The organism is Massilia sp. ZL223 (genome assembly GCF_018119395.1).
GTDB lineage: Bacteria > Pseudomonadota > Gammaproteobacteria > Burkholderiales > Burkholderiaceae_D > Telluria.
Window position 1 is genome coordinate 1 of sequence record NZ_JAGPWD010000072.1, and the last position, 9,999, is coordinate 9,999.

Annotated in this window: 9 protein-coding genes; 5 read left to right on the forward strand and 4 right to left on the reverse strand. The window is 62.5% G+C overall.

The genetic code is table 11. The features are described 5' to 3' along the window. Positions 1 to 208 precede the first annotated feature (208 nt). Together KBW95_RS24190 and KBW95_RS24195 are read right to left on the reverse strand one after the other, a co-directional pair. Entirely contained in the window at positions 209 to 496 is a 288-nt protein-coding gene (locus KBW95_RS24190) for a hypothetical protein (RefSeq protein ID WP_211527098.1), read from the reverse strand. Beyond that, positions 493 to 1,377, reverse strand: a complete 885-nt coding sequence (locus KBW95_RS24195; protein WP_211529538.1) for an EamA family transporter — start codon at positions 1,375 to 1,377, stop codon at positions 493 to 495. The genes KBW95_RS24190 and KBW95_RS24195 overlap by 4 nt, the downstream gene beginning before the upstream one ends. A gap of 93 nt (positions 1,378 to 1,470) precedes the next feature. Here KBW95_RS24195 and gcvA point away from each other — a divergent pair, with 93 nt between their 5' ends. Further along, on the forward strand, positions 1,471 to 2,370 hold the full coding sequence (gene gcvA / locus KBW95_RS24200; protein ID WP_211527100.1) for a transcriptional regulator GcvA: 900 nt from the start codon (positions 1,471 to 1,473) through the stop codon (positions 2,368 to 2,370). Positions 2,371 to 2,380: 10 nt separating this feature from the next. After that, positions 2,381 to 3,025, forward strand: a complete 645-nt coding sequence (locus KBW95_RS24205; RefSeq protein WP_211527101.1) for a DJ-1/PfpI family protein — start codon at positions 2,381 to 2,383, stop codon at positions 3,023 to 3,025. A gap of 425 nt (positions 3,026 to 3,450) precedes the next feature. Here the strand turns inward: KBW95_RS24205 and KBW95_RS24210 are convergent, their stop codons facing one another. Continuing rightward, the gene (locus tag KBW95_RS24210; RefSeq protein ID WP_211527102.1) at positions 3,451 to 3,936 is read right to left on the reverse strand and encodes a DUF6328 family protein; all 486 of its coding nucleotides are present in this window, start codon (positions 3,934 to 3,936) and stop codon (positions 3,451 to 3,453) included. Between the two features lie 152 nt (positions 3,937 to 4,088). Further along, positions 4,089 to 5,699, reverse strand: coding sequence for an RNA repair transcriptional activator RtcR (gene rtcR, locus KBW95_RS24215; RefSeq protein WP_211527103.1), 1,611 nt, complete (start codon positions 5,697 to 5,699; stop codon positions 4,089 to 4,091). 192 nt (positions 5,700 to 5,891) lie between these two features. Here rtcR and KBW95_RS24220 point away from each other — a divergent pair, with 192 nt between their 5' ends. The 3 genes from KBW95_RS24220 to rtcA all read left to right on the forward strand — a co-directional run bounded on the left by KBW95_RS24220 (position 5,892) and on the right by rtcA (position 9,991). Then, positions 5,892 to 7,451, forward strand: coding sequence for an RNA-binding protein (locus tag KBW95_RS24220; RefSeq protein ID WP_211529539.1), 1,560 nt, complete (start codon positions 5,892 to 5,894; stop codon positions 7,449 to 7,451). 237 nt (positions 7,452 to 7,688) lie between these two features. Beyond that, the gene (locus KBW95_RS24225) at positions 7,689 to 8,924 is read left to right on the forward strand and encodes an RtcB family protein (RefSeq protein WP_211529540.1); all 1,236 of its coding nucleotides are present in this window, start codon (positions 7,689 to 7,691) and stop codon (positions 8,922 to 8,924) included. Between the two features lie 35 nt (positions 8,925 to 8,959). Beyond that, positions 8,960 to 9,991, forward strand: a complete 1,032-nt coding sequence (rtcA, locus tag KBW95_RS24230) for an RNA 3'-terminal phosphate cyclase (protein ID WP_211527106.1) — start codon at positions 8,960 to 8,962, stop codon at positions 9,989 to 9,991. Positions 9,992 to 9,999: the final 8 nt, after the last annotated feature.

Consider the following 9,999-nt stretch of genomic DNA (forward strand, 5'->3'; position numbering starts at 1 on the left):
ATCGAAACGCGACAAACTTGGATCCCGGCCAAGGGGGGCGCCGAGTCCCGGGACGACGGTCTTTAAGCTGGGAGTCGAAATACTGCCGCGATAGCGCATCTAACTTCAAAACCGTCGTACCCGCCACTGGCGGCTACGACTTCCGGGACTCGGCGTCCCCTTGGCCGGAACCCAAGGTCACCGAGCGCCAGCAGACCACAGCGGCCCTTCACAAATCATCATGCTCTCCCCGCCGCACCACCTCCATCTCGAGTATGGTAACCGGCCCCGCCCGCAACAAATTCATCGACGACACGAGCATCTCTGCCGCGCGTCCCACCGAGACCGCCGTCCCGGGGATATCCAGCAAAAAGTCCTTCCCCTCCACATAGCCGCCATTCGTGAAGTCGACGCGAAACGCCAGCTTCACCCGCCACGCCGATCGAGCATCCGCCACATAAGGCGCTGCCTCCGCACCCGGCACAAAGACTTGCGGAAGACCGCCATCGTTCCTCATTGACCCGCTCCTTTCAGACCCACAAACAACTTCGCCCCAAACAGATTCACGCACAGCCCCAGGATGACAAGCACGAACGCCATCACTTTCCACGGCTGCAGTTCCTCGCCAAGCACCACGACCGACAACGCCATCCCGAACACCGGCACCAGCAAAGTTAGCGGGGCCACGCTCGCCGCCGGATACAATCCCAGCAGCCGATTCCACACCGCGAATCCGAGCAGCGTCGTCGGATAAACCAGATAGGCGATCGCCCCGCTTGAGCTCCATTTGAGATGCGAGATGCTCTCCACAATGCGCGCCGGCCCCTCGACCAGAAGCGCCAGTGCGAACAAGGGAATCGGCACCACCAGGCTGCCCCAGATCACCAGCGCAAACATGTTCACCTTGCCCATGCGTTTCGCAAGCAGGTTCCCGCATGCCCAAGCCAAAGCCGCCAGGATCACCGCCGCCAGGCCGAGCGCCGACACATCGCCGCCGACATTGACAGCGACCAGGGCAATACTCGAGAAGGCCAATACCGCGCCACCAATCTGGAAACGGGTAGGGCGCTCGCTCAACAGCCATGCCGATAGCCCGATCGTCATGAACGCCTGCAGCTGAAGGGTGAGCGAAGCCAGTCCCGCCGACACACCCAGGTTCATTCCTCCAAACAGAAAGGCGAACTGGATCCCGAACATCACCAGGCCATAAGTGACGATGGTCCCGAATGGGACGTCCGGTTTCTTCACAAAGAAAACCGCCGGCAGGGCGGCCAGCGTAAAGCGCAGTGCGCAGAGCAGCAGCGGCGGCAGATCCTTCAACCCTAGCTTGATGACGACGAAGTTGAAGCCCCAGATGGCGACGATGCCGATCGCGGCGAGCAAATGACGAGGGTGCATACTCGATTCCATGAATGAAAATCACGTTATAGCATCGCCAATCGCAGAGAAAAAACGCTTTATACTCACCATTTCTTGAATGCCATTCACACAATGAGTTCGTCCCTCCCGCCGCTGCACACCTTGCGCGCCTTCGAAGCCATCGGACGCCTGCGCAGTTTCACCCTGGCCGCCGCCGAACTGCACCTCACCCATAGCGCCATCAGCCACCAGATGCGTGCACTCGAGTCGTCCTTGCGGACCTCCCTGATCGACCGGTCGCGACGCGAGATCGCGCTGACGCCACAAGGCGAGCAGTTCCTGGCCGTGGTCCGGCCGGTCCTGCAGCAGCTGGCCGAAGTGTCCGACAGCTTGCGTCACGGTGACGCCCGGCGCCTTCGCATCAATGTGCTCCCTTCTTTCGCAGCCAGGTGGCTGCTTCCGCGCCTGGGCGACTTCTTCCTCCGCCATCCGGACATCGAGGTAGAAGTCGCCGCCACGCAAGCCGTGGTCGACCTGAAGGCGGCCGGCGCGCATCTCGGTATCCGCTACGGCGACGGGCAATGGCCAGGCGTCAGCAGCGAACTCTTGTTCGAAGAACGCCTGTTCCCGGTTGCCAGCCCGGCCTACATCCGCGCGCACCGTCTTCGTTTGATCCAGGACCTGCGCCGCGCCATCCTCCTGCGCGACGATTTCCATCCATGGGAGACTTGGCTGGACCAGGCCTCGCTGGACCCGTCGGAATGCGAGTTCGGCGCGGTCTACCGCGACTCGGCCCTGGTCCTGCAAGCGGCCGAGAGCGGGCAGGGCGTCGCGCTGGCCAGGAGCTGGCTGGTCGCCGACGCGCTCAAGGCCGGGACCCTGTGCCGGATCGGGACCTTATCCATTCCTGCGAGCGCTTCCTACTACCTGGTCGTCCCGCAGGACGGGCAAGGCAGGCGCGAAGTGAGCGATTTCCAGGCATGGCTGCGCACCCAGGAACAGGCCCAGCTATACTGCTCTGCCACGACATGAGGAGGCTGCGATGAAGGTATTCCTGGTAACCGTCGATACGCTGGCCGATTGGGAAATCGGCTACCTGACCGCCGAGCTGAACAGCCGCCGCTTCTTCGCCGATCCGGGCATGGATTTCAGCCTGCTCAAAGCCGGCCTGACCCGCGACGAAGTCAAAAGCATGGGCGGCGTGAGTTACATGCCGGACCTGGCGATCGACGAGATCCGGATGCAGGAAGGCGATCTGCTGCTGATGCCGGGCGCGGAGATATGGGAGTCGCCGCAAGTGAAGCCCGTTCTCGAACTGGCCGCCAGCCTGCTGGACCAGGGCCACCATGTGGCGGCTATCTGCGGCGCGACGATCGGCCTGGCGGGTGTCGGTGCGCTCGACCGGCGGCGTCATACGTCGAACGACCTCGGCTACCTGAAGCAGTCCTGTCCCGATTACCGGGGAGAGGCCTGGTACCGCAAGGATCCTGCGGTGCGCGGCGACAACCTGATCACCGCGACCGGCTTGGCGCCTCTCGAATTTTCTTACGAAGTGCTGAAGATGCTGAAGGTCTGGCGACCGGAAACCACCAAGGCCTGGTACCGGCTCCATAAAACGCGCCAGGAACGCTGGTTTCATGAACTCGTCGCCTCGATGTCGGCGCCGGCGCAGGAGCAAGCGCAATAGCCGCATCGACGGAATCAGGTCCTGAAGCGCGCAACGAAGAAGGACGCCGTCACTGCAAAAGACAAGCCCCGGCTATTCGCCGAGGCTTGTCGCCTGGCTGTCTGCGGCCAGGACGCCCAGTCGTGCGGCATCGCCGTCCAGAAGGATGCAGGATGAAGCACCGTCTTGTTCCAGCGCTGCGTATGCCGTGAACGGCTGGGCCAACACTCGTCACCCTCTTTGTCCCCCCCGATTAACGGAACCTCGGGTTGACGAGTGTCGCCCAGTTCTGCGTTATGCAATTCGGGTAGTCGCCGACGTGTCTACGACCACGGCAGGTCGCGGCGGTTCCTCTTTGCCACCAGATCTTGGCCGTGTCGTCCTTGTTTCGGCTGCTTATTATCCGGCTGCAAGAAGGCCTCTCTGTTCGGCCTTTCACATATGGATCAGTAGCCCCTCGTTTCGTTCCCTACTTTCTGCGCCCTGCGCGGAACGACGTACCACAGTCCGGACAGCAGGAGCAGCGTCGCGACCGCGGCGCCGATGCTGACTGCCAGGCGCGCGGGCATGTCCGCAGTCGCCAGGTAGATCACGGTGAACATGTCGAGGGCGAGCCCGATGGCAAGCGGGGCAAGCGCCCCGCGAATCATCTGCGACGCGAACCTGACCATGGCGTGGGTGGCGTGACCTCGGCAGGTCCGGTAATAGATGGCCGGCGTCATGACCATTGCCACCGAAACGATGACCATGACCAGTGCCAGCACATGGCAGATCTTCGCGAATGTCGCCAGGTCCTCGAACCGGTCGTTGAAGACCGCAATGGTCTGGAATCCAAAAAGGGCCTGAATCCCGGGAAGGATGACGCGCGCTTCCTCGATAATGTTGCGCATCTCCGAATCGATTTTTTTAAGCTCAGTCTGCTCTTTTTCCATGACTGAACAGTACGCGCAAAGTCGACGACCATCAATGCGCGCACGCTTGAAACCACTATGGAGCAAGGATCTGCGGATGCCAAGGACAAGTTCTCGGCAAGCGCACGCTGAGTCGCACGCCGGCCACAGCGCGGCCCTTGTGCGCGAGCGCTTCAGTTCGGCGTGCTGCCGATCTGGTCCCAGGCAAGCCCGAAGCGGGCGAGATATTTCTTCAAGCGGTCGGCGTCGTTCGGCCTGCTTTTCGCCTCTCGTGAAACGCCGAACAGCTTGCGTCCCGCTTCCGACAGCGACTTCGATTGCCGGCACACGGCGATTACACTGGACAATTGCATGGCATCGAACAGGTCCAGCCCGTCCACTTCCTCTTGCGCCATGACCTCCGCCAGCCTCACGCCTTCCGTGTCGCCAGGGCGGGCCATCCGTTGCCACTGGCTCTGCAAGCGGCGGATCTCGTGGTCGACGATGGCCTCGGTGATGCCGCCGCCATCGGCCAGGGTGGCCATGCGGGTGACCGAGGCCAGCAGGTCGCGGAAATTTCCCGTCCACAGGGCCGACGGGGAACCGGCGAACTTCATATAGCGTTCGCGGGCTTCCCGGTTCATACGCACCATCTGGCCGTTCTCCTCGCTGAACTGGGCGAGCAGGTAGCCGAGGTTGGGCTCGATATCTTCCGCCCGCTCGCGTAATCCGGGAAGCACATAAGTCCAGAGGTTGATGCGGGCGTGCAAGTCTTCGCGGAAGCGGCCGGCCACGACTTCCTGGGCCAGGTCGCGGTTGGTGCCGGCGATCAGCTGGAAATCGCTCTGGACTTCGTTGTCGCTGCCCACCGGCAGGAAGCGCTTGTCTTCGATCGCCTTCAGCAGCATCGCCTGTTCATCCAGGCCGAGCTCGCCGATCTCGTCGAGGAACAGCAGGCCGCGGTGTGCGCTCCTGAGCAGGCCGGGGCGGTCCGAGGCGGCGCCGGTGAACGCCCCTTTGGTGTGGCCGAAGAGGGTGGAGGCCGCGCCGTCGCCACGCAGGGTGGCGCAGTTCAGCTCGATGAACTTGCCGTCGATCTGGTGCCGGGCCTTCTTGAGCTCGTACACCCTGCGGGCCAGGAAGGACTTGCCGGCGCCGGTCGGCCCCATCAGGAGCATGGGCGCCCTGGACTTGATCGCCACCCGCTCGATCTCGTCGATCATTGCGTTGAAGCGGGCGTTGCGGGTGGCAATGCCGGATTTCAGGAATGCCACCCCTTCGACCTGCTCGCGCGAGAAGCGCTGTGCGATCTGGTCGTAGCGCGACAAGTCCAGGTCGATCAGCGCATAGGTGCCCGGTTCTCCCGGCCCCTGGCGCCGCGGCGGCGAGGTTTGAACCAGCCGTCCCGGGAAGAAGCGGGCTTCGGTCAGCAGGAACATGCAGATCTGCACGACGTGGGTGCCGGTCGTGATATGGATCCAGTAATCCTCTTCTTCTGGTTCGAAAGGATAGGTCTTGGCGAAATCGAAGAGTGCCGCATACACCTCTTCGAAGTCCCAGGCGTTCTGCAGCCTGATCGTGCGCGGCACTACCTGGGTTTCAGGCGATACGCCGGCAATGTCTTCCACTACCTGTTCGACCAGCGACTGCGCCGAAGCGTCATGGATCAGCTCGAAGCGGTCGATGACCACATCGTCGTGCTGGGTCAGCGCGATGCTCGGCCTCCATTTCTCCCAGCGTCCGCTGCCTTTTCCGCTGTCGAGCTTCGTGCCGACGAATCCGATGACGACTGTACGCTTCTTCATTTTTTATAAATGTTTATCTCTATGTATATATTAACATAAGGCATCTCCACCAGTCTTAACTGCCCGACATTTCATGTCATTTGACCAATGGTATAAAAATCAATGACTTACTGATGGAGAACGCGTGAATGGCAGACCTGGCACGGGCTTTGCAATAAGTAGATGCAAGACAAGAAGAAAAGGATAAGCATCATGGCCAACATTCAGCTGTTCAGCACACTCAAGAGCGCATTCTTGCCGTCCACCGATGCTGTCAACGGTGCAGGAGCGCCGGCGTACGCGATGACGCCGCGTCACCAGCTCGCCCAGTACGCCGCCACCGGCTGCCTGCATGCGACGTTCTACGCGAACGCGGAGGCCCAGTTGTCGGCGGTAACCGGCCTGTGCAGCCAGCTGGACTCGGCCTTCATTGCCCGCACCGCGGTGTATTTCCGCGAGCGAGGCTACATGAAGGACATGCCTGCGCTGCTGACCGCCATCCTGGCCAATGCCCGGGCCGCCGAACTGGCGCCCACCTTCGGACGGGTCGTGAACAACGGGAAGATGCTGCGCAATTTCGTGCAGATCCTGCGTTCGGGCGCAGTGGGGCGCCGCTCGCTGGGATCGCGGCCGAAGAAGCTGGTGCAGGCTTGGCTGAACCAGGCGACGGAAGCGCAGCTGCTGTCGGCTGCCGTCGGCAACTCGCCTTCGCTGGCGGACGTGGTCAAGATGGTCCATCCCAAGCCCGCCGAGGCGTGGCGCGAAGCCTTCTTCGCCTGGCTGATCGGCAAGCCGGTGGACATGGCCAGCCTGCCGCCGCTGACCCGCGCCTTCGAAGCCTATAAGCGCGACCGGACCCAGCCGCTGCCGGATGTGCCTTTCCAGATGCTGACCGCGCTGGAACTCGGTGCGCAGGAGTGGGCGCAGCTGGCCTTGCAGGGAAGCTGGCAGATGGTGCGGATGAACCTGAATACCTTCGCGCGCCATGGCGTCTTCGCGCTGGAAGGAATGACAAAGCTGATTGCCGACAAGTTGCGCAACCCGGCGCTGATCGCGAAAGCCGGCGCCTTCCCTTACCAGCTGATGGCGGCTTACCAGGCGGCCTCGCCGGATGTGCCGATGGAAGTGCGCGGGGCGCTGCACGATGCGCTCGAGCTTGCACTCGGCAATGTGCCTGTGGTGATGGGCAAGGTGGTCGTGTGCCCGGATGTGTCCGGGTCGATGTCGGCGCCGGTCTCCGGTGCGCGCGGAACGGCGAGCTCGGCGATCCGCTGCATCGATGTCGCGGCCCTGGTCGCGTCGGCCATGTTGCGCAAGAACCCGGAAACGCTGGTGCTGCCTTTCGAAGTCAAGGTTGTTTCCTGCGCATTGAGCCCGGCGGATAAGGTGCTCGACAACGCTGCCAAGCTGGCCGCCCAGCCTGGAGGCGGCACGAATTGCAGCGCGCCCCTGGCCTGGTTGAACCAGCACAAGGTTCACGCCGAGCTCGTGGTCTTTGTGTCGGACAACGAGTCCTGGGTCGATGCGCGCCGCGGAGCGTCGGCCATGATGGCGGAGTGGGAGATTTTCAAACGGCGCAATCCGAAGGCGCGCCTGGTGTGCATCGACTGCGCCCCGAATGCGAGCACCCAGGCTTGCGAGCGCGACGACGTGCTCAATGTCGGGGGATTTTCGGATGAAGTATTCAAGATCGTCGCGGCCTTCGCGGAAGGGAAGCTGGACGGTCGCCATTGGGTAGGCGAGATCGAGGCGATCGAGCTGCCGGTGGCGTAAAGGTTTGAGAGGGCGGGAATGCGGCTGCGATTACATTCCAAACTGTATCCGTCGCAGCCATTCTTGTCCCGTCATCTCAATCGTGTTCGATGAATGCTGGTGAAATTACAGGATAGAGCGCCGGGCATGCCCGGAGGTCCCTGGTTCAACCCCAGGCTGGCGCAGGCCAAGTAGCTCAGTGCAGTACACATTTCACCGATCTTGTCATCGGCTTTATTGATGTGTAGAGAACGAAAAATGGAAAAGAACAGCTATCAAGTCATGGACGTCGACGACGGACGTCCGATCAAGATGTGGACCGAAGGGGTGCCGGTCGAGGATGCCGCGCGCAAGCAGCTGGCAAACACGGCGCGCATGCCGTTCATTTACCAGCACATTGCCGTCATGCCGGACGTCCACCTGGGGAAGGGGTCGACGATCGGCAGCGTGATTCCGACCCTTGGCGCAATCATCCCTGCCGCGGTCGGTGTCGATATCGGCTGCGGAATGATGGCCGCCAAGACGACCTTGAGCGCGAATGATCTGCCGGACAACTTGTCCGCCCTGCGCAGCGCGATCGAGCGGGCGATCCCGCACGGGATGTCGCCGAAGACGCGGAATCATCGCGGACGCGACGTCGGTTCGTGGAACACGCCGCCGGCGCCGGTCGATGCCGCCTGGGCAACGCTGAAGGACGAGTTCGACGCGATCTGCTTCAAGACCCCGTCGCTGGAAAAGACGAACAACTACCGCCACCTGGGAACGCTGGGCAGCGGGAACCACTTCGTCGAGGTGTGCCTCGACGAGACCGGCGCGGTGTGGTTCATGCTGCACTCCGGATCGCGCGGCGTCGGAAACGCCATCGGAACCCACTTCATCGAGCTGGCCAAGAAGGACATGCGCCGGCATATCATGAACCTGCCGGACGAGGACCTGGCTTACCTCGAAGAAGGAACCGAGCACTACGACGACTATGTCGAGGCCGTGAGCTGGGCCCAGAAGTTCGCGCGCATGAACCGCGAGGTCATGATGCAGAACCTGATCGCGGCCGTGCGCACCGTCATCAGCAAGCCTTTCGAGACGCATGTGGAAGCGGTCAACTGCCACCACAACTATGTGCAGAAGGAGCATCACTTCGGCAAGGATGTGCTGGTGACGCGCAAGGGTGCGGTGTCGGCAAAGGCGGGAGAGCTGGGTATCATCCCGGGATCGATGGGGGCGAAGAGCTTCATCGTGCGCGGAAAGGGAAATCCGGACAGCTTCCACAGCTGCAGCCACGGAGCCGGCCGGACGATGAGTCGCAACGAGGCCAAGCGCCGCTTCACTGTCGACGACCATGCGCGCGCGACCGAAGGCGTCGAGTGCCGCAAGGACGTCAACGTGATCGACGAGATCCCGATGGCCTATAAGGATATCGATGCGGTCATGCACGCACAGCGTGATCTGGTCGAGGTCGTGCACACGCTCAAGCAGATTGTCTGCGTGAAGGGGTGACACGATCATTTATTGGTAAAAGAACAGAGGCGACCATGATCGAACTCGATGGCGCCGCCGGAGAAGGCGGCGGACAAATTCTACGGACGGCGCTGGCGCTGTCCATGATTACCGGGCAGCCATTTCGCGTAGCGAATATCCGGGCGAACCGGGACAAGCCGGGGCTGATGCGTCAGCACCTGGTGGTGGTCCAGGCGGCAGCCCGGATCAGTGGTGCGACCGTAACCCACGCCGAAGTCGGCTCGCGGGAGCTGGTGTTCGCGCCTGGCAGGCTGACGGCTGGCGACTACGAGTTCGCCATCGGCACGGCCGGAAGTTGCACGCTTGTCTTGCAGACGCTGGCGCTGGCCTTGCTGCATGCGGACGGGCCCTCGACCGTGCGGGTGAGTGGCGGCACGCATAATTCGATGGCGCCGCCTTTCGAATTCCTGCAGCGGGCATATTGCCCGTTGTTGAAGGCGATGGGGACGGAGGTGGAGTTCCGTCTGGAGCGTCACGGATTCTATCCGGCGGGTGGCGGCGTGGCGGTGGCTTCGGTGGCGCCTTGTCCGGAACTGAAACCGATCCACTTGCTGGAGCGCGGCGAGCTGCGCCGCGGTTATGCCGAAGCGCTGGTGGCCGGTATTCCGGGGCATGTGGGCGAGCGCGAACTTGCCTGCATTGGCAGCAAGACGGGGTGGGATGAGCAGAACCTGCTGATGAGGACGCTCCCGCCGGGCCAGGGCCCAGGCAATGCCGTGTTGTTGACGCTCGAGTATGCGCAGGTTACGGAAGTATTCGCCGGCTTCGGCGCCAAGATGGTCAGGGCGGAAGACGTGGCCCAGCATGCGCTGGCGGAAATGCGGGAGTTCCAGTCGTGTGAAGCCGCGGTCGGCGAGCATCTGGCGGACCAGTTGATGCTGCCCCTGGCGCTGGCTGGCGGCGGCCAGTTCAGTACTTCGTCGGTCAGCCAGCACGCGCTGACCAATGCGGAGGTGATCGGGCGTTTCCTGCCGGTCAGCATTGGCTTCGAACGGCAGGGAAGGCGTCACGTGTGCACGGTCGCGCCTGCTTGCAAAGCAGGGTGAGACTTTGT

Excerpts from the sequence above, each read along its gene's own strand:
- KBW95_RS24190 (WP_211527098.1), bottom strand. The coding sequence starts at position 496 with ATGAGGAACGATGGCGGTCTTCCGCAAGTCTTTGTGCCGGGTGCGGAG.
- KBW95_RS24195 (WP_211529538.1), bottom strand. The coding sequence starts at position 1,377 with ATGCACCCTCGTCATTTGCTCGCCGCGATCGGCATCGTCGCCATCTGG.
- gcvA (WP_211527100.1), top strand. The coding sequence starts at position 1,471 with ATGAGTTCGTCCCTCCCGCCGCTGCACACCTTGCGCGCCTTCGAAGCC.
- KBW95_RS24205 (WP_211527101.1), top strand. The coding sequence starts at position 2,381 with ATGAAGGTATTCCTGGTAACCGTCGATACGCTGGCCGATTGGGAAATC.
- KBW95_RS24210 (WP_211527102.1), bottom strand. The coding sequence starts at position 3,936 with ATGGAAAAAGAGCAGACTGAGCTTAAAAAAATCGATTCGGAGATGCGC.
- rtcR (WP_211527103.1), bottom strand. The coding sequence starts at position 5,699 with ATGAAGAAGCGTACAGTCGTCATCGGATTCGTCGGCACGAAGCTCGAC.
- KBW95_RS24220 (WP_211529539.1), top strand. The coding sequence starts at position 5,892 with ATGGCCAACATTCAGCTGTTCAGCACACTCAAGAGCGCATTCTTGCCG.
- KBW95_RS24225 (WP_211529540.1), top strand. The coding sequence starts at position 7,689 with ATGGAAAAGAACAGCTATCAAGTCATGGACGTCGACGACGGACGTCCG.
- rtcA (WP_211527106.1), top strand. The coding sequence starts at position 8,960 with ATGATCGAACTCGATGGCGCCGCCGGAGAAGGCGGCGGACAAATTCTA.